At 44.1% G+C, this 19,904-nt stretch carries 14 protein-coding genes; 9 read left to right on the top strand and 5 right to left on the bottom strand.

Going from position 1 to position 19,904, the window contains the following annotated elements; translation table 11 throughout:
* Positions 1–6: 6 nt before the first annotated feature.
* From MTO98_RS23975 to MTO98_RS23960, 4 genes are all read right to left on the bottom strand, one after another.
* Entirely contained in the window at positions 7–2,748 is a 2,742-nt protein-coding gene (locus MTO98_RS23975) for a PAS domain S-box protein (RefSeq protein ID WP_243481512.1), read from the bottom strand.
* A gap of 217 nt (positions 2,749–2,965) precedes the next feature.
* Positions 2,966–4,372, bottom strand: coding sequence for an efflux transporter outer membrane subunit (locus MTO98_RS23970; RefSeq protein ID WP_243481511.1), 1,407 nt, complete (start codon positions 4,370–4,372; stop codon positions 2,966–2,968).
* A gap of 13 nt (positions 4,373–4,385) precedes the next feature.
* On the bottom strand, positions 4,386–7,547 hold the full coding sequence (locus tag MTO98_RS23965) for an efflux RND transporter permease subunit (protein ID WP_243481510.1): 3,162 nt from the start codon (positions 7,545–7,547) through the stop codon (positions 4,386–4,388).
* A gap of 38 nt (positions 7,548–7,585) precedes the next feature.
* The gene (locus tag MTO98_RS23960) at positions 7,586–8,839 is read right to left on the bottom strand and encodes an efflux RND transporter periplasmic adaptor subunit (RefSeq protein ID WP_243481509.1); all 1,254 of its coding nucleotides are present in this window, start codon (positions 8,837–8,839) and stop codon (positions 7,586–7,588) included.
* Positions 8,840–9,382: 543 nt separating this feature from the next.
* On the opposite strand from MTO98_RS23960, the gene MTO98_RS23955 reads away from it, so the two are divergent.
* The 7 genes from MTO98_RS23955 (at position 9,383) to MTO98_RS23925 (ending at position 16,308) form a co-directional block, all read left to right on the top strand.
* Positions 9,383–10,543 carry an AraC family transcriptional regulator gene (locus MTO98_RS23955; RefSeq protein WP_243481508.1) on the top strand — a complete coding sequence of 387 codons (1,161 nt, stop codon included), beginning with the start codon at positions 9,383–9,385 and terminating at the stop codon, positions 10,541–10,543.
* A complete protein-coding gene (locus MTO98_RS23950) occupies positions 10,530–11,177 on the top strand; it encodes a hypothetical protein (protein WP_243481507.1) in 648 nt (215 codons plus the stop codon). The genes MTO98_RS23955 and MTO98_RS23950 overlap by 14 nt, the downstream gene beginning before the upstream one ends.
* A 152-nt stretch (positions 11,178–11,329) precedes the next feature.
* Positions 11,330–11,977, top strand: coding sequence for a DUF3471 domain-containing protein (locus tag MTO98_RS23945; protein WP_243481506.1), 648 nt, complete (start codon positions 11,330–11,332; stop codon positions 11,975–11,977).
* Positions 11,977–13,407, top strand: a complete 1,431-nt coding sequence (locus MTO98_RS23940) for a serine hydrolase (RefSeq protein WP_243481505.1) — start codon at positions 11,977–11,979, stop codon at positions 13,405–13,407. Before MTO98_RS23945 ends, MTO98_RS23940 begins: the two co-directional genes overlap by 1 nt.
* A 198-nt stretch (positions 13,408–13,605) precedes the next feature.
* Positions 13,606–14,505, top strand: a complete 900-nt coding sequence (locus MTO98_RS23935; RefSeq protein WP_243481504.1) for an AraC family transcriptional regulator — start codon at positions 13,606–13,608, stop codon at positions 14,503–14,505.
* Between the two features lie 76 nt (positions 14,506–14,581).
* Positions 14,582–15,487: an oxidoreductase gene (locus MTO98_RS23930; RefSeq protein WP_243481503.1), complete on the top strand. Its 906-nt coding sequence runs from the start codon at positions 14,582–14,584 to the stop codon at positions 15,485–15,487.
* Between the two features lie 446 nt (positions 15,488–15,933).
* Entirely contained in the window at positions 15,934–16,308 is a 375-nt protein-coding gene (locus MTO98_RS23925) for a hypothetical protein (RefSeq protein WP_243481502.1), read from the top strand.
* Positions 16,309–16,632: 324 nt separating this feature from the next.
* On the opposite strand, the gene yiaA is transcribed toward MTO98_RS23925, so the two are convergent.
* Positions 16,633–17,100, bottom strand: coding sequence for an inner membrane protein YiaA (yiaA, locus tag MTO98_RS23920; RefSeq protein WP_243481501.1), 468 nt, complete (start codon positions 17,098–17,100; stop codon positions 16,633–16,635).
* Positions 17,101–17,232: 132 nt separating this feature from the next.
* On the opposite strand from yiaA, the gene MTO98_RS23915 reads away from it, so the two are divergent.
* Positions 17,233–18,714 (top strand): hypothetical protein, encoded by a 1,482-nt coding sequence (locus MTO98_RS23915; RefSeq protein WP_243481500.1) that lies wholly within the window; start codon positions 17,233–17,235, stop codon positions 18,712–18,714.
* An 84-nt stretch (positions 18,715–18,798) separates the two neighbouring features.
* Positions 18,799–19,863, top strand: coding sequence for a GlxA family transcriptional regulator (locus MTO98_RS23910; protein ID WP_243481499.1), 1,065 nt, complete (start codon positions 18,799–18,801; stop codon positions 19,861–19,863).
* Positions 19,864–19,904 lie beyond the last annotated feature (41 nt).

Here is a 19,904-nt window from a genome sequence, read left to right as displayed (position 1 = left end):
GGGTAATTAATCGGTTTCCAGCGGCAGGCTGAAATAGAAGGTAGAGCCCACGCCCGGTTGGCTTTCTGCCCATACTTTGCCGCCATGGCGCTGAACGATCTCGGAGCTCAGGTACAGGCCGATACCAAAACCCGCAATATGGCGGGTGTGAGTGTCTTCCACCCGGTAGTACCTGTCGAATATTTTACCGAGGTCTTCCGGTTTGATCCCCATGCCTTCGTCTCTTACGCTGACAATGACCTGTCCATCACTGGTGGCGCAGGTAATTTCGACAGATGCCGCCGTTGGTGAATATTTGATGGCATTGCTGATAAGATTGGAGATCACAGAGCCGATCTTGTCCCGGTCGGCATTAACCGTTATAGAAGGGCAGCGAGTAAACCGGATGAGATCTGTACGGGCAGTCAGGCTGGCTTCATCTATCATATCCGCTATCAGCGTCCCGATATCGAAAGGCTGTTTTTCGATATGGATCTTGCCAGATTCCAGCCTGGAAATATTCAGGAAGCCGTTTATCATGGTGGCCATCCGTTTTACCTGCTGATTGGCTTTTTCCATGGCGTTAATCAAAAAACTATCTCCGCTGGTCTTCAGTTTGGCGTTGGTTACCTGGATGATAGCGCTGAGCGAAGTAAGGGGTGTTTTAAGCTCGTGGCTTACCATCCCGATAAAATCACTTTTGCGGTTTTCGTCCAATTTCTTTTCAGTGATATCTCGGGCTATCTTGGAAAGCCCGATGATATTTCCCCGAGAATCTTTAACCGGCGAGATCGTAAGCGATACGTCGATCAGCCGCCCATCTTTGGTGCGTCTTTTTGTTTCGAAATGTTGTACGCGCTTGCCCGACCCTAAACGTTCCAGGATCTGCGGTTCCTCAAAATGCAGTTCCTCGGGTATGAGTTTATAAATACTTTCGCCAATCATCTCCTCAGCTTTATAGCCAAAAATGCGTTCAGCTGCTGCGTTCCAACTGGTGATCTTACTTTCAAATGTTTTACTGATGATCGCATCGTCTGACGACTGGATAATGGCCGCCAGCTTGGCGCTTTGCTCTTCGGCGGCTTTGATATCCGTGATATCAAGCACTGTGCCAATGAAACGCACAGCCTCGCCCTGGTCAAAGTATACGGTGCCGTGAACCTTGATCCAACGGATTTGACGGTCTCCAAACCGGATGATCCGGAAGCTGAGTTCATAATGCCCGCCTTTTTCCGGGCTAATTGCGTCTTGTATTTGCTGCTGTACCCAATCGTGATCGGCCGGGTAAATATGTTCTGAAAATGTAGCAAATGTAGGGGTTTGATCAAGCGGCAAACCGTAAATCTCGTGGCATTCCTTTGACCAGTAGAGGGCCCCGCTCCGGGGATCAAAATCCCAGGTGCCTAACCGGGTAGATTCGATAGCCATGCGCAGGCGCGAAGAACTGGCCTCCAGCTCGTGATTTGTAGTTTCCAGGCGTTGTTGCACCGCCGTTAGCTCTTCGTTGGTAACAATCAGTTCCTCGTTAGAGGCCGCCTGTTCTTCATTAACGGCCACCATCTCTTCATTGATCGCCTGCAATTCTTCCGAAGCCTGTGCCAGTTTTTCTTCCCAAAGTTTACGTTCGGTGATATCCCGCGTAGTGCCGGCTACCGCTTCAACTACGCCTGCCTCATCAAGTACCGGAATTAAGATATAGTCATAGGTTCGTTTACCCAGTGTGGCATGAGGAAAAGCAACTTCACCACGCACGGCTTTTTTTGTAGCCCTTACCTCATCGATCTCGCGTTCGTGCATTGCGGCGTGCCATTCCTCATAACCATTTTCCCTGAGGCCTTTCCCTATCGCGGTATCCCATGTTTTTCCCCACATCGCCAACAGCGCACTGTTAACATAGGTGAAACGATAATCAAGATCCCAAACGTACATCAGGTCGGGCGTGCCCGAAGTGATCGCTTCATAAACCCTTTTTTGCTTGTCGGCCTGTTCCCTGGCTTCGCGCAGGGCGTTTTCAATCCGTTTACGTTCTGTAATGTCGGCGGCTGTGCCTAACCATTCTACAATATCACCGCGCTCGTCCAGGATAGGGACTGCCCGCGAAAATGTCCAGCCGGGAGATCCGTCAGCGCGTAATACCTTGTGCTCCAGTTGAAATATTTGTTTTTTCAGGATGGCCTCAGCAATCGTGGCGTTGACTATCTCCATATCATCCGGGTGCACGTTCTGAGTCCGCCAGCCACTGATGGGCTTATGGGTATCTTTCAGAAAGCCGCGTCCGTCCAGTTCCCGCATAATTTCCCAGTCTGCGCTCAGACTGTAAATCACATCAGATGAGGCGGTAATTAAGGCCCTGAGGCGTTCCTCACTTGCTATGATAGCCCTGCGCTCCTTCACCTGCCTGGTGTTTTCGAAAACCCAAACTGCGATCTTGGTTACTTCGCCTGCGGTATTCAACACCGGGGCATAAACAAAGGTTACGAAGATCATTTCCTCCTCGCCATGACGAATCAGCATGAGTTCTGCCTCGTTCGCATGAAATGCTTCGCCGGTTTGGGCTACATTTTTAAGTACAGATTCATAAGTAGCACGTGCTTCGGCAAAGGGTTCCCAGTACCATTTGCCGATGATGGCCTCCTTGGGTTTGCCGGCGATCTCCAGAAATTTGTCATTGAGCAATTCCGCTTCAAAAGTAACGGCGTCAAGTATACAAATACCAATCGGGGCACTTTGTACCACTTGGTTTAACTGCTCATTGTCCTGTAAATGCATAATCCATTCATAAACCTAAAAATAAATATTTTGTTTTGGTCCGGGTATCCGGAATCACGCGGCGGCATTGGTTTATGACATATAAGGAGGTACGGGTGTTAAAGTATCGCTTACTATTAGGCTCACCTTATTGATTACGAAGCCTGATCCCGCGTCCTCTTTAAAATTCAGGTAATAGGTTACCAGGTTTACAACCCTTCAAAACCAGCAAAACGCCCTATCGCCAGCCCCCGCCCAATGCCCGGTAAAGGTTAACTATTGCCTGTAATTCCTGTAACTTATCATTCACTCCGCTTAATTGGGCTGATAAAAGATTTTGTTCGGAAGTAAGCACATCGGTGTAATTTGTAGCTGAACTAAAGCGCAATAACTGCTGCGTATACGTAACTGATTTTTGTAGGGCAGCAATTTGTTTTGCTCTCGCATCCTGCTTTTCAACGGCGGTTTGATGGGCATAAAGCGCATCGGATACTTCCTGGCCTGCCACCAGCAATGTTTTCTGGAAACTGTTTAGCGCTTCTTGTTGCTGTGCCTGTGCAGTACGCAGGCGCGCCTTGTTAATGCCCTGGTTAAATATGGGCTGAGTTAAACCACCAACAATATTGTAAAATACCGAATGATCAAAAAAGTCCTTCAGCTGCAAGCTTGAAAAACCACCCGAAGCGGTAATCGTGAACTGGGGATAAAAATAGCCCCGGGCCACATTGGTGTTTTCAAATGCGAGCCTGAAAGCGTATTCGCCTTGCTGTACATCCGGGCGGTTGGCAAGCAGTTGTGAGGGTACGCCCGTTTGCAATGGTGCTGTTATATTTTGGCCCGAAAGATTGGTACGGTTTACAGGCCCCGGCGCACGGGCAAGTAAAATATCCAAAGCGTTCTCCGTTTCGCGGATACTGCGTTTCAGATCAGGGATGGATACCTCGGCTGCGTACCGGTTGGCTTCGCTTTGCACCACAGCCGCACCGGTAACCACCGCGCCTTCTTTCAGCTTTTTCATGGTCTCCACATCTTTTATACGGTTTGCCAATGTTTCTTTGGTTATTTCCAGTTGCTGATCAAGCGACAGTAGTAGGAAGTAATTATTGGCAATATCGGCTATGAGCTGGGTTTGTACAGCACGTTTAGCAGCATCGGTTTGCAGGTAGCCTGCAAAGGCCGCCCGTTTTGCGCTGGTTAGTTTACCCCAGATGTCTGCCTCCCATGAGGTGGTTAAGCCAGCTTGGTAAGTGGTAGTTAGTGTATTAAACCCGATGCCGGTAGGGAAGTTAAGCCCAGCGGTTGATTGCTTGGAACGGGTTACCGAAGCATTTGCGCTTACGTTGGGCAGTAACGCACCTTTGCTTTGCAGCAGGGTGGCCTGTGCTTCGGCAATACGTTGGATGGCATTTTTCAGGTCGAGGTTATTATTTAAGCCCTCCTGTATCAATGCTTTTAAAGTAGTATCGGTAAAAAGTGTTTGCCAGGGCATCACCGCCATCGTAGCGCTATCGTTTGTAGTAACGTCGCGATATAAATTATTGGTGTTGACGCCGGGCTGCCGGTATTTTTTATTGACCAGGCATGACGATAACGCAAACAGCAATATGGCGGGCAAACAGGTATATCTTATGACTTTTTTATTCATTGTAAGAGGTAAATTAGGGTGCAGGCGTAGTTTCGGGCGTGTCATCGTCTTCATCGTAACGCTTGTTGAGCGGACTTACACGTTCCTGCAATAACTGAAATATAATGAACAACACCGGTATCACAAACACGCCGAACACGGTGCCCACAAACATACCGCCTACAGCACCAGCGCCAATGGAACGGTTACCGTTAGCACCTGCCCCGGTCGAAAACATCAAAGGCATGATACCAAAAATGAAGGCAAAGGAGGTCATGAGGATAGGGCGTAAACGCGCTTCGGCTCCGGCAATGGCTGCGGGGATAATTTCCATACCAGCCCTTCGCCTGTCGAGCGCAAACTCTACGATCAGGATGGCGTTTTTGGCCAATAAACCGATGAGCATGATAAGCGAGATCTGTAAATAGATATTGCTGCCAATGCCAAAGATCCTTGCAAATATATAAGTGCCTGCCAAACCAACCGGCAGCGATAATAACACCGCAAAGGGAAGGATATAGCTTTCGTACTGGGCGCTCAGTAAAAAGTAAACGAACACCAGGCAAAGGATGAATATATATGCCGATTGTGTGCCTGTACTTAATTCTTCGCGGGTAAGGCCCGAAAACTCATAGTCGTAACCGGCAGGCAGGTTTTGAACTGCCGTTTCCTGGATGGCTTTAATGGCGTCGCCGGTGCTGTAGCCAGGGTTAGGAGATCCTGACACCGATATGGCGGTAAACAGGTTAAAGCGCGAAATAGACTCCGGCCCAAACACCCTGCGTAAAGTAACAAAAGAGGTAATAGGTGCCATTTCCCCGGCTTTGTTGCGCACAAATATTTTGCTGAGCCCGGTTTGGTTGGTGCGGTAATCATAATCGGCCTGAACCATAACGCGGTATTGCTTGCCAAACTGGTTAAAGTTTGACGCGTACAAACCTCCGTAATAGCCTTGCAGGGTACCCAGTACGGAGTTCACGCTAACACCGGCTTCTTTACATTTGGCCACGTTTACATCAACCTGGTATTGCGGAAAGTTAGGGTTAAACGATGAGTTCAGGTTTTGGATCTCTTTACGTTTGCGCAACGCGGCCTGAAAATCGTTGCTTACTTTAAAAATTTCATTAATGGTATGGCCGCCTTTATCCTGTAACTGAAACTCAAAGCCATCGCTGTTACCAAAACCCTGTAGGGTAGGAGGCGAAAAATAAAATACGCTCGCCTCGCGCAGTCCGCTGGTTTTAGCAAAAAGCTGCCCGATGATACTTTCAAGGCTTTGGTTTTTTTGCTTGCGGTGGTCCCAATCTTTAAGTTTCAGGATCACCATAGCGTATGCGCTGCCCGATCCTGCCAAAAAGTTAAATCCTACCAGTTTAAGCGAGTTTTCTACTTCGGGGAAGGTACGGCCGATGCTGTCTATTTTAGTCGCGACGGCTTCGGTGCGCTCCATTGACGATGCCGGCGGAAGGCTAATGGCGGCAAATATCGTCCCCTGGTCTTCATTAGGCACAAAGCTGGAAGGGGTAGTTTTTACCAAAAACGCAAATAAGGCGGCAAACACCACAACAGTGGCGATAACGATCCATTTGCGGCGTGCCAAAAAGCTTACCGATTTTTGATATTTACCGCTTACCACATCGAACGAGGTATTGAACGCAACATAAAACCTGTTAATAAAACCGTGCTTGGGCTGGCCTTTTTCATGCGGTTTCAGAAACAGTGCGCACAGGGCCGGACTTAACGTTAAGGCATTTACTGCAGATAAGATAATGGCCACGGCAAGCGTTATACCAAATTGCTTATAAAATACCCCGGTAGAGCCTGATATGAATGTAACCGGCAAAAACACAGCTGACATTACAAGGGTGATGGAAATGATGGCTCCGGAGATCTCGTTCATCGCATCAACAGAGGCTTTCCGCGCCGATTTATAGCCTTGATCAAGTTTGGCGTGCACGGCCTCAACAACCACAATGGCATCATCTACTACGATACCAATAGCCAGTACCAATGCAAATAGCGTAAGCAGGTTGATGGTAAACCCAAACAGGTTAAGGAAAAAGAATGTACCTATAATAGCTACCGGTACGGCGATAGCCGGGATCAATGTGGACCTGAAATCCTGCAGAAAAACAAACACTACAATAAACACCAATATAAAAGCCTCAATCAAGGTGCTGATAACTTTTTCTATCGAGGCGTTCAAAAACTCGTTGGCATCAACAAGGTAGGCTATTTTGACACCGGCCGGGAACTTTTGCGAAGCCTGGTCAATTATTTTCTTGGTCTCGTTGATCACATCATGAGCGTTTGATCCGGCGGTTTGACTGATGGCCACACCTACTGATGGCAAACCGTTGGTTTGCTCAACAAACGAATAATCAAGTGCGCCAAGTTCAACACGGGCAACATCGCTCAGGCGTAACAACTCGCCGTTCCCTACCGATTTGATGATCATATCACCAAACTCTTTGGGCGTTTGCAGGCGGCCTTTATAGCGTAAAACATATTGAAATGGCTCGTGGCTGTTTTCGCCAAATTTACCGGGGGCGGCTTCAATGTTCTGCTCATTAAGTGCCTCCGTAATATCATCAGGTACCAAACTATACCGCGACATCACATCCGGCTTAAGCCAAATCCGCATCGAATAATCTTTTGAACCGAATACTTGCGCCTGGCCTACGCCGGTTACGCGCTGAATCTGTGGTACAAGGTTGATCTTGGTATAGTTTTGCAAAAAAGTTTCATCATAGATCTTGTTTTCGCTGTATAACGAAAAAATGATGAGCTCACTGCTCTGACTTTTTGATACCGATACGCCCGATTGTGTAACAACTAAAGGAAGTAAGCTGGTAGCCCGCGATACGCGGTTTTGCACGTTCACCGCAGCCAGATCGGGGTTGGTGCCTACTTTAAAAAATACGGTAATAGATGCTGAACCGTCATTACTGGCCGATGAGGTCATGTAGGTCATGTTCTCTACGCCGTTGATCTGCTCTTCCAGTGGAATGATCACGCTTTTAAGCACTACGTCGGCATTGGCACCGCTGTAAAAGGCCTGCACCTGTACGGTAGGCGGCGCAATATCCGGGTATTGTGATACGGGTAATGTTGCAAGCCCAAGTACGCCGAGTATAACCAGGATCACCGATATTACGGTTGAAAGTACAGGACGCTCAATGAATTTTTTAAGCATGGTATTGCTTTATGTTTTTTGGATAAGATTTTTTGAGTTTATTTTGTATCGCCATAAACGCTTTGCGCGCTAACGGGAGCCGGTTTTATTACAGTGCCATCTTTTAAATTGCCGCTGCTTTCCAATATGATCACATCGCCTGCCTTGATACCATCGGTTGCTACATAAAACTGCCCCTCTGTATTGTTCATAACCTCTATCGCGGTGTTTTTAACCTTTTTTTGCGCGTCAACCACATATACAAAACGTTTGTTCTGCAATTCGTACGTGGCAGATTGCGGTACCAGGATAGCATTTTTAATAACATTAGGTATCCGCACCGTAGCACTGCTTCCACTCCTGATCACGCCGCGCGGATTAACAAAATCGGCACGCATGTTGGCAGCGCCTGTAGCCGTATTGATCAAGCCATTAATGGTTTCAACCCGGCCGGTATGTTCGTAAATGCTGCTATCCGGCAATATCAATGATACATTTGGCAACTTTGCAATTTTGGCGCTAAGCGATGTTTTATCAGAACTATCGCGGGTGAAGGCTAATAACGCTTTTTCATTCAGGGCAAAATAGGCATATACGTTTGCTGTATTGTAAACTGTAGTTAATGGTTCGGTATTGCTTGCGCTTACAAGGCTTCCCAATTTATGTGGCAATGAGCCTATTACACCATTAACAGGGCTTGTAATGGTAGTATAACCCAAATTAACCTGTGCATTAACAAGTGCGGCTTTTGCCTGGGCTAAAGCTGCGGCTTTTGATTGTTCATTGTATTCGGCAGTTTCCAGCTCGTATCTACTGATGATATCCTGCTGTACCAAGGGTTTTACCTTATTAACCTGCATCCGTGCCAGGGCCAGGTCGGCCTCAGCGGTTTTAATCCCTGCCTGGGCAGTACGTACATCCTGCTCATATTGCGGAGCGCTTATTTTAAAAAGCAACTGCCCTTTGGTAACCGACGCGCCTTCATCTACATAGATCTTCTCAACATAGCCGTCAACCTTCGGGCGGATCTCAATGTTTTGCTGTCCCTGTAAGCTGGCAGGATAATCAACATTTAACGTGGCCTGCCTTGGCTGAAGCTCAAGTACCTTATAATCAAGCACCTGTTCGGCTTGCCCGTCGCTGTTTTTGTCTTTCCCGTTGCCACATGATGAAAGTGCTGCAATCACCAAAAATGATAGGATACAAATTGCTTTTGGCAGTGATTTTTTGTTGATTAACCATTCGGGTTTTAAATTCATCAAACTGTATTGGGTAAACATTTTGGATATGGTATTTCTTGGGTTTAAATTCATTTATGGATCGAATCCGGTTTTTCGCGATGATTTTCGCTCAGAAGCCGTTTAAAAAGAAATATCATCATGGTGGGCCCACCAATTCCTGGTAACATAGGGATTGCTACCGAATCAGGTTCGGAAAGGTTGCACCGATAATTTTATCAAACCGTTTTTAACAGGCTTCTGCGTTTGATTAAAAATATTTAACTCTCAAAACTGCTCATTTTAAAGGGGATTGCCAAAATAATTGAACAATAGGTGACATCGCCCCATTATAAACCCGGTTAAGGTATGGGTTTGAAAAAATAGTCGCTTTCTTGCGGTATATTTTATAGTTAATGAATTAATTTATAGTTACTCGTTTTGTGTGCGGGGTTAATAAAGTTTTGTAAGTTGAAGAAAAAGGGGCAAATCCCCTAAAGCAAGAGCCTTAAGCAGGCTATCTTTCATGTTAGTTGCTAAAGTGTATATAAATTGCCCTTCTACGCAAATCTTTCCTTAGTTTAGTTTTTTAAAACCCAAACCTGCCAACAGGCCGGCATTAGCGATATGAATATTGCCTTGAATTTAATCGATATACTGTTGATCTCGCTGGCTGTGCAGGGGTTACTGCTGTCGGTTATTCTGTTATATCATGCTAAAAACTTTAACAGTTATAAATGGATAGCAGGGGTTATCTTCATTATTGCCGAATCGACCATTGCAATGGAGCTTTTTGCCTCAAACCTGTTTTGGCGTTTTCCTATGCTGGGTACATGCATCCCTGTATTGAAAATGGCGTTGGGCCCGATGATCTATTTTTATACGCGAAGCCTGGTGCAGGGCAATAAAAAATTGACGCTAAAAAGCACCCTTCATTTTTTACCTGTATTACTTGATTGCCGTCCGCAATTTGTTTTTTTATTATACGAAACCGGCATCCTGTCTATCCCGCGTGTAACAGCATTTTATGCTGATGATAGGGTGCAGAATTTTCTTTTTCAACACAGCGTTATTTTTGATTTGCCGGTACTTATTTCTTTACTTGCTTATAGTATAGTTAGTTATACGATAGTGGCGCGTGCATCGAAAAATGAAGGGATAGATACCTTCCGGCGCGACGATCTTAAATGGTTACGCACCTTCCTTTATCTCATTTTTGCTTTAATTGCCATTCTGTTTATATCGGTATCTATAACCGCGTTGCCTGCCTGGAATAAGCCTTACTTGTATTTACCGGCAATAGTAATGGTTTATTATTTGGGTATGCGTCTCCTTATTCGTCAAAAAAGAATGACTAACGAAGATGTTATAGCCTATAACAGGCCGCAACCTAAATCTCATTTTGCGGCTACCGATGCAGGCGAATATCAACGAGGACTTATAGCATTAATGGAAAGCGAAAAACTGTACTTAAATCCGGCCCTGAAAGTAGATTTAGTGGCGGCGCGTTTGGGCATATCCGAGAAACAGCTTTCCAATTTGCTCAATCAGCATATAGGTAAAAGCTTTAATGATTTTATAAACGAATATCGTATACAGGAAGCCATGAACAAGCTTGGCGATCATAGCCTGCGTCAATATACTATAGCAGCAATCGCCCTTGATTGCGGCTTTAATTCTATCGCAACTTTTCAGAGGTGTTTTAAACAGTTCACAGGAATTACGCCCAGTGCTTATCAAAATAACCGGTTCAATATTGCAACTGCAGAACACAACGAAGTAAATCATGAATCGTTTTAAGGGTTTATTTAAAGGCGTTTTTATTGCAGGGTGGTTTGCTGTGGGCTGCACAAACCCTAAACCCGTTTTGCAAGTATACACTGGCAGGTATCAGAAAACTGTAAAGGAGCAAACCAATTATGTAGATGTTACGGAGATGAAAGGTGCACTGGTGATTACTGCTTCGTGGGATCAGTATGAAAAACCGCTCTGGTATTTAAATGGCGATAATTTTATGGTTAAAGGCTTTGGCTGGTCTATAAAATTTAACCGGGGGCATAATAAACAGGTCAACGGCCTTATGATGACGGGGGATGGGCTTTGGCGGAAGGTTAACCGCGACTCAAGTGTTTTTCAGCAACAAAAGTGGCAGGTTTTTGCCGACAGCGCTAAACTGCATGCCCGTTACCTTGCCCCGGGACCTATGCGGTCAATTGCCGGCAATTACGGCGATAAGCAGATTATAGTTCAGGGCGATCATGCTTTTTTAACTACATCTAAGGGGGATAAATCACAGCTTTATCCGGTGAGCGGCAATCTGTTTGTTGCGGATGGATACACAGTGAAAAGTATTAAAGCCGGGAAAACTGATATTGATAAAATCGAGATCCGTTACAAAAATGGCTACACGGAGATCCTGCCCCGCAGTAAATAAACGCCAATCCCTCAAAAAAAGATAAACCGCCAAAAAAACAATGCTCAAATCCCGATTTGAGTAGACGCGTAAGTGCCATAATACTTCTTTTGTTGCTGCAAAGCGGATTGATCAACCGCTTGTCATAAATCTATAATCAACAAAAACAGCAAATGAAAAAGTATTTAATCAGCACACTATTGGTATTTGTAATTGGGGTATTATTTTCGGCAACAAACGCAAAAGCAAACCCATCAATAACCCAGCAAAAAATCCAGGCAGATTCACTTAGCGAATACACAGGGAGGTACGAAGCTTCACAAAATAACATCACCTTGCAGTACGAACTTGAGGTGGTTAATGGGAAATTATTAGCTACCAATCTAACATCGGGGCAGCAACTAAACCTTAAGCATGCCTCAAAAGATGACTTTATGGTTGAGGAAATGGGTATACCCATCACTTTTGTACGTGATGGCGGTAAAAAAATAAGCGCAATACAAATGCCCGATGGTACGGTGTGGAAAAAGCTGCAAAAATCAACCACAGAAACGGTTAGTCCTGCGAATTACGAGGACTACCTGGGTAAATATCAGTTAAACAATAATGGGAAAATTGTTTCTGTTGAAATAGCAGCAAGGTATGGCAAATTATGGGCATCGTCATCAGCAGAAAATATCAACAGTCCTATTACATCCACAGGGAAGGATAGTTTTACTATTAATGCCACAGGCGAGCCACTTAAATTTACCCGGGATGCCGGTAACAAAGTAGCGGGCCTGGTTCAAAAAGAAAAAGACGCTTTTGTTAAGCTGAAATAATGAACAGATTAATTTGCATATTGGCACTGCTTGTATTACCGGGCAGTGCCGCTTATGGACAGTTTGTAAATGATAAGCTTGCGGAAGTTGAGAAGAACCTGGTGGGTAATATCCGGATAAAAGGCAATCCTCCCATGTTGTTAACGGACAGGATGGCTTATTATCATGTCCCTGGTGTAAGCATAGCCATCATCAAAAATTATAAAATTATCGGGGTTAAAGGTTATGGTACGACCAGCGATAGTTTAGGGAAACCGGTAACAGAACAAACACTTTTCCAGGCAGGCTCGGTAAGCAAGTCGCTCAATGCGGTAGGTATCATGAAACTCCGGCAGGAAAACAAACTGGATCTGTACATCGATATCAATAGCTACCTGCAGCGCTGGAAATTTCGGTATGACAGCATTAGCCGCGAAAAAACGATTTCGATGGCGCAGTTGCTAAGCCACACTGCGGGTGTTAACGTGCCGGGTTTCCCCGGGTATAACCGGGGAAGTAACTTACCGGATATAGTTCAACTACTCAATGGCCGGCCACCTGCAAACACGCCCCGAATACAGGCAGAAAGAGAGCCGGGCAAGCAGATGGTTTACTCGGGCGGCGGCGTGCTGATCTCACAACTGGCGGTGATGGATATTACCGGGCAAACCTATGATGATTATATGCGTAAGGCTGTGCTAATGCCATTGGATATGACACATAGCACGTATGGGGAGCCAGCAGGATTTGATCAGATAGCCACCGGTCATTATGCTAACGGAAAGGAAATATATGGCAGGTACCGGACATATCCTGAGCTGGCCGCCGCAGGTTTATGGTCTACCCCGGGCGACTTGGCAAAATATATAATTGAAGTACAACTGGCCTGTGAGGGAGCGGCAGCTAAAGTACTGACGCAGGAAAGCGCCAGGCTGATGCTGCAGCCATATCATAATGATCGTACCGGCTTGGGCGTGTTTGTTGATACCCTAAACGGTGCAGTCTATTTTCAACATGCAGGCGTTACATCGGGTTTTCGCTGCCAGTACTATGGTAGCATGAAAGGCGGCAATGGAGTAGTCGTGATGACTAACGGGGATAATGATGGTATTATTAAAGAGATCATTAACAGTGTGGGCCGGGTTTATAAATTCAAAGGGCTTGACCAATCAGTAACGAAGGAAATTGCAGAGGTGCCTGATACTGATCTGCAATCATACACCGGTAGCTATTACTTAAATCCTCAGTTTACTTTGCTGATAGTTAAAGAATCGGGGCAACTATATGCCATAGCCCCGGGGCACAGCAAGGTTAAGATCATTCCCGAAAGTCAAAGCAAATTTTTTATAATGGAGATGCCAATAGAACTGGAGTTTATCAAAGAAGGGAAAAACTGCGTTGGTATAACTTTGAAAGAAAACCGACAAATAAGCCGGTTGAAAAAGCAATAATGATTAGCTTTTTTCGAATATTATATAACGCTTCGCCGTGTCCCTGATATCAGACCTTCCGGGCAGATTGTTCATCTGTCATAAATAAAATGACTTTTGCGCTTGTTAATTGATAGGTTAATGTCAAAAAAATGAATTGACAACAAGAATGACTGTCCGGTAGCCTGTGTATAATTAAATTTGCATATGCCTGGTCTATTGCCATTAGATACATTAAAAAAATTGCTGCGTCCAGGCGCGGTAACTGAAGCGCAGTTTGATCGAGGGCTGCTCTTCTTCCGTTTAGATACGTTGATCAGCGAACAACACAAAGGGGCCCGTTATGACAAGCGCACTTATTTCAAGATCAGTATTGTAAAGGGCAAAAGCTGCGTTCATTACGCTGATCAGAGTTTTGAGATCGAACATGCGGCTTTGGTGTTTACCAATCCAGCGCTTCCTTATCAATGGGAAACGGGAGGATCTGCGCAGTCGGGTTATGTATGCGCATTTACTGAAGACTTTCTCAAACCGAATTTCTCACCAAATGATTTTCCTGCTTTCAGGGCATCTGAAAATGCTGTTATCCCATTGGATGAAAATGAATATCAAAATTTTCTTCAATTTTTTCAAAAATTGGAGGTGGAGATTAACGGAGCATATGAATATCTGGGTGACTACCTCAAAACACTTATAGTTCAGATTATCCATGAAGCACAAAAAAATCAACCTGCGGGTGGTTATGTGCATTCCGGACAAAGCGCTTCTACCCGTATAAGGGCATTATTTGATGAGTTGCTGGAGCGCCAGTTTCCTGATGATCCTGAAGGTAAAAAGCGCTGGCGGTTAAAACTGCGTACTCCTGCTCATTTTGCCAGGCAATTGAACCTCCATCCTAATCATCTTAACAAAGTTTTAAAAGAGGTAACCGGCCATACCACCTCTGCATTGATCGCTAACCGGGTAGCAGCCGAGGCAAAGACATTGCTTAGCCTAAATAAATTGACGATCGCTGGTGTTGCATGGTACCTTGGTTTTGATGAACCTCAACATTTCTCCCGCTTCTTTAAAAATCGCGAAGGCGTGAGTCCAAAAGAATTCCGCCGGAAATTTGATTGATCCGGGTAGGTATGGCTTTGATTTTGGTAACCAATGCCAGTCGTTATTAGAGAGCTTTGCCGCAAAATCATATGTTATGTGGACAAGTAAAAATATTGCTGATCAATCCGGAAAAATCGTAATTATCACGGGGGCAAATAGCGGCATCGGCTTTGAAATGGCAAAAACCTTTTATAATGCCGGGGCCGAGGTGATCGTTGCTTCGAGGGACGAGGAAAAAGCGAAGAGCGCAATTATCGAAATAGAAAGAAGCAAGTTGGTAAATAGCGGGAAGCTCGGCTTTATCCCCATAGATCTGAGTAGCTTAGACAGTGTTCGCTCTTTTACGGAGGCATTCATGAGCAGCTATGATCATCTTGATGTGTTAATCAACAATGCCGGTGTTATGGTGCCGCCTCAAACAAAAACAAAGGACGGTTTTGAGCTGCAATTCGGTGTTAATTATTTGGCGAATTTTGCGCTGACCGTTCGGTTGTATCCAATGCTTGTAAAATCGGACAGCGCAAGAGTGGTTACTTTAAGCAGCGGCGCACACAAGTATGCAACCGATGTTGATTTTGATAATCTCAGGTTAGAAAAAGGATACGACGCTTTTCGGGAATATGCGATCAGCAAACTTGCAGACCTCCAGTTTGTAATCGAACTACAACGCAGGATTGATAAACAGGGAGACAAAGTAATTTCTGTTGGGGCTCATCCTGGGGTAACGAATACCGCGCTTGCCCGGAATATGGATAAAATAAGCTATGAGGCGGCCCTTGCAAAATTTGGTGAGCTGATGCCTGCCTGGCAGGGGGCATTACCTGCCTTATACGCAGCCACGTTTGCAGATGTAATACCAGGAGGATATTATGGGCCCGACGGAACAGATGAATTAAAAGGTTACCCTGCAGCGGCCTTTATTTCACCACAAGCGTCTGACCCGGTTAAAGGTGGGGCACTTTGGGCATTTTCCGAGCAGGCCGCTAAAGTAGTTCTGTGATTGAATAAGATTGGCATGGTAAACCTTTGGCGGCCCTTTATTTGGTTTATGCCGTCAAAGGATAATGCCTGTTACAGATTGAAATGCGCGGCAGTGGATTTACTGTATGGTCCTGATTATCAAGAAAACAACGAATTAAGAAGAGTGTATTTTTGTGTATGGTTAACGTTAGCCAATTATTAAGAAAATAGGTGATTAAGCACTTGGCTGGATATTACGGCATGATTGACCAGGTAGTTCCGCGCGAATTAGATTATCAAATTGTATTATTAAAGCATAATTTCAATTTTGTAAATCAGTAAATTAACGTAGTTGAAATGTTACGGAACACGCTGTCTTATTTTCAGGAACAAAGCGTTGAATGACCCTTTAATATCCGATCTTTAAGCAATCGCATTATTTTGTTCACAAAATAGCCTTGCTGGTATAAATTAAAAAATAAAAACATGAAGCTTATACTGCCCATTTTGCTTTTGACTATACTCTCAATGAAAGCATCTTCCCAGGAAACAAAGCCTGATAGTAGTGCGATCATTGCGCGAAATGCGATGAGTACGTATGCTTACATTCAAGTTGAAGGCAAATTATTATCGAAAAAACTAAAGGTGCAGGTTGATTTTGGTGATACTCCCGAACAATTAAAGATGGGAAAGGAATATTCTGAAAAGCTTACAGGTAAAAAATCATATGCTGCAATCTTAAACTTTATGGTTCAAAGTAAATTTGAGCTCGTTCAAACACTTGAGTACTCCGAAACCTATTCGGGAACCGGTGGTACTACAGGTATTGTCTTTATCATGAAAAAGAATATCCCACTATAAAGCCATCGGGGTCTCTCAGGTTATCTCGACAAGTAATATAACTTCTTGCATAGTTTATTTAAGGTAAGTTCAAGCTTTTAGATGATAGCCTGTGAACGCTAATCTATTGAAATATAGATGGTAAATCATGAGTTGTGTGATCAATCCTCGCTATAAAAAGTTGTCAATTTTATTGACAACTTGCCTTGAAAATTGACCCTGCCGGGATTGTTTTTGAACAAGGTAATAGATAACATTAAGCTGATAGCGGCTCTTATAACGTATTTACGTAAATAAACCCCGCAGGCTTGCCAGGCAAGGCACTGCGGGGAGGTAACCGCTAAGTTACACCTCTTTATCCTCAAGCATCTTTGCGTCGCGGGTGTTTTTTTGTACAGCAATGGCCGAAAACATACTCAGGCAGAATGCCATGGCATAAAATCCTTTCTCACTCCGGGCAAGGTCTGCATTCCACAATCCAATTGTTAGCAAAACCATTGCTGCAATAGTTGCAAACCAACTCAGGCCATAGTAAAGGTCGGTAACTGCAATGCCTTCAGACTTGTCTCTCACGCTTTTTTGTACTGAGATAACAGCGAACAGGCCAAATAATAAAATGGTAAAATAGTAGCCTTTTTCATTCAGCTGTATACTTGCATTCCATAGGCCTATGCAATATCCCACCACTCCTGTTAACAAGGCAAACCAGGAGGCCCCTATAAATGCGCCGGTTGGCTTAAATGGGCTTCTGACCCTTTCGTTATATTTTACATTAGGTGAATTTTCTTCTGTTTTGTGTTGTAGCGGTTCCATGTTTTTTTGTTTTAGTAATTAATATGGAATCAAATCTCGGCTGCAAAAAAGATATATAAAAACCTGAATTTGAAAATTACTGACGATATAATTTTACAATATCAATATCTTTATACATACCAAAATAACTATATGGACTCTCTTTCAGAGTTAATTAATTTACTCAGAAATAACGATAAAAAGCTTTTCAAACAGTTTTTACAGCAAAAAAACAAAAGGGGCGATGTGAAAAATTTGCAGTTGTTTGATTTGATAGAAACTGACGATATCGATGGCTTAAATAAGCTTTACAATTCGGGAAAAAATAATGATGCATACCATGCTTTACGTAAAAGACTGCAGGATAACTTGCTGCTATTTTTATCACAGAAAACTTTTGAAAGTAGTCATTCGGACACATACGATGCATTGCGCCTGGTGGTGGTGGGGCGTTTCTTGCTGGAAAATGATGTGATCAGGATAGCTTTCAAATGTTTGGACAAAGCTGAACAGCTGGCTGAACATTTAGAGCAGTTCAATTTATTAAACGAGCTCTTGCTGCTGAAATTACAGTATGCCCATTTGCCGGGATCTGAAAACTTTGAAGATCTGACCTCGCGCTTCATGCAGAACCAGTTGCTTATGCAACGCGAGGCTAAACTCAATATAGCCTATGCTTTTTTGAGGCAGGAGCTGCAGGAAATACATTTGAAAGGGAAAATCGTTAACCTGACAGCCTTAATAGTAGCTACAATCAGGAAATACAAAATTTCCGTTCAGGATCTGATGACTTATAAATCCATTTACCAAATTCTGTTCATTGCAAATGAGTATGCGGCCATACAGCAGAATTATGGATTGATAGAGCGTTATATCTACCGAACAAATCAATTTATGCAGGGCCAGGTATATAAAAAACAGTCCTATCTTTTTTACCATATATCCATCCTTTATTTTTTTGCTAACTTTCATTTGCGGCGCAAGGGGTTTGCACAAAGTACATCCTACCTTAAGGAAATGATGGATTTAATGATAACAGATAGCCGCTATCATGAACTGTTTTATTTACGTCATCAATTACTTTCTGCACTCAATCTTTTCTTTACAGGTTCGGCTAACGATGCGATCTCGCTATTGCAGCAATCGCTCTCCAAAACAAACAATAGATCTAAGCCGGAAGATATAGAGGATGTACGAATATGCCTGACGATGTTTTTAGCCCTGATTAATGACCGGGGAAGTTTGAAGCAGCTAACTTTACTAACGCGTACTGATGCCTGGTATGAAAAGAAAATGGGCATGTTATGGACCATCCGAAAAAACCTGATGGAAATTTTGGTTCATGCACAATTCTCCAGTATAGAGCTTGCCATGTCCCGACTAAACAGCTTCCGGCGTCGGTATAAGAAGTATCTGTTAAAAACATCGGAAGAGCGTGTGCTGTTGTTTCTGAGGCTGGTTGAAAAATACCTGTTAAAACCTGATGTCTCTTTTGAAACGGCATATAGAGACGCCGTTTTTAGTCTGCTTAACAATGCGGCAAATAACGATATTTTTACCTTGAGCTTTATAGCCTGGTTGATAGCATGCTGGGAGAAAAAGACGGCCTACAAAGTTGTTCTGACATTGATGTAGAATAGTAATTTTACATTTATTTATGGCCAAAACTGTATAATTTATGTCCTTTGAGACATCTGATAAATGCAGTAAATTTGAATTATGAATCAGGAAGCCGAGCACCCGGACAAAAAAACGATCATCATTGTAGCCATGACCAGCAGCATGTTGCTCAATTTTTCGGGTCCCGCGGATGTTTTTATCAACGCTGACAAGTACCTGGAAAGCCGCGGTATTCCGGGTGGTTATGACGTTAAGGTAGCAGCCCCCACGGCGGGAAAAAAATTAGATAGCGCCGCCGGCATGAGCATCACCTGCGAATTATTCATAGCAGATATCCAGGGACCCATTGATACACTGATCATAGCTGGCAATGATTCCAGAGAAGAAAGCCAACCGGGTTTAAAGCCGTTTTATGACTGGTTAGCAACGCGAAACGAATATAATACCCGCCGCATAGCTTCTATTTGCGGCGGAGCTTTTGTTTTGGCAAAAGCCGGAATATTATGCGGCCGGAATGCAACTACACACTGGCAATCAAGTGAGCGACTACGTAAAACTTACCCGGACGTAAAAGTTAATGCAAACCCATTTTTTACGAAAGATGGACATGTTTATACATCGGCCGGGGTATCGTCAGGAATTGACTTATCATTAGCCCTGGTTGAACAGGATTACAACAAGGATATCGCTATCAGTGTAGCACGTAAATTAGTTTTTTATTTAAGCAGGCCAGGGTTTCAATCGCAATTCGGCAGCCTGTTACCAATATATGAGCGGGAGCACATTGGTGAAAAAACACAAAAATGGATAGTTGGGCACCTGAGTGAAAAACTTGAAGTGAACCAGATCGCTAACCAGTTGAATATGAGCACCCGCAACTTTACCCGGATTTTCCACAGGGAAACAGGGATGCCACCAGCCAAATTTGTTGAAAAACTAAGAATTGAGGCTGCAAGAAAATATTTAGAAGATTCGGATGTATCACTTGAACAAATAGCAGAGTTATGTGGCCTGGGTGGCTTGGTATCTATGCGGCGGGTATTTTTACGACACTTAAATACAACACCATCTGATTACCGGCGGGCTTTCCGAACATCGCTTCGAGATTCAGGCATTGAAAGCCTTTTAGCCAGAGAGGTAGAAGATACGGCTAACGCAATTTAATTAAAGCGGCATATTTTATAAACGCTGGGTATGAGCACAAG

It is taken from the genome of Mucilaginibacter sp. SMC90, assembly GCF_022811725.1.
Classification (GTDB): domain Bacteria; phylum Bacteroidota; class Bacteroidia; order Sphingobacteriales; family Sphingobacteriaceae; genus Mucilaginibacter.
This window is presented reverse-complemented; position numbering and strand designations above follow the sequence as displayed.

What these genes read in the sequence shown, in the direction of transcription:
- MTO98_RS23975 (WP_243481512.1), bottom strand. Translation starts at nt 2,748, where the DNA reads ATGCATTTACAGGACAATGAGCAGTTAAACCAAGTGGTACAAAGTGCC.
- MTO98_RS23925 (WP_243481502.1), top strand. Translation starts at nt 15,934, where the DNA reads ATGAAGCTTATACTGCCCATTTTGCTTTTGACTATACTCTCAATGAAA.
- MTO98_RS23915 (WP_243481500.1), top strand. Translation starts at nt 17,233, where the DNA reads ATGGACTCTCTTTCAGAGTTAATTAATTTACTCAGAAATAACGATAAA.
- MTO98_RS23960 (WP_243481509.1), bottom strand. Translation starts at nt 8,839, where the DNA reads ATGAATTTAAACCCAAGAAATACCATATCCAAAATGTTTACCCAATAC.
- MTO98_RS23970 (WP_243481511.1), bottom strand. Translation starts at nt 4,372, where the DNA reads ATGAATAAAAAAGTCATAAGATATACCTGTTTGCCCGCCATATTGCTG.
- MTO98_RS23940 (WP_243481505.1), top strand. Translation starts at nt 11,977, where the DNA reads ATGAACAGATTAATTTGCATATTGGCACTGCTTGTATTACCGGGCAGT.
- yiaA (WP_243481501.1), bottom strand. Translation starts at nt 17,100, where the DNA reads ATGGAACCGCTACAACACAAAACAGAAGAAAATTCACCTAATGTAAAA.
- MTO98_RS23950 (WP_243481507.1), top strand. Translation starts at nt 10,530, where the DNA reads ATGAATCGTTTTAAGGGTTTATTTAAAGGCGTTTTTATTGCAGGGTGG.
- MTO98_RS23910 (WP_243481499.1), top strand. Translation starts at nt 18,799, where the DNA reads ATGAATCAGGAAGCCGAGCACCCGGACAAAAAAACGATCATCATTGTA.
- MTO98_RS23945 (WP_243481506.1), top strand. Translation starts at nt 11,330, where the DNA reads ATGAAAAAGTATTTAATCAGCACACTATTGGTATTTGTAATTGGGGTA.
- MTO98_RS23965 (WP_243481510.1), bottom strand. Translation starts at nt 7,547, where the DNA reads ATGCTTAAAAAATTCATTGAGCGTCCTGTACTTTCAACCGTAATATCG.
- MTO98_RS23930 (WP_243481503.1), top strand. Translation starts at nt 14,582, where the DNA reads ATGTGGACAAGTAAAAATATTGCTGATCAATCCGGAAAAATCGTAATT.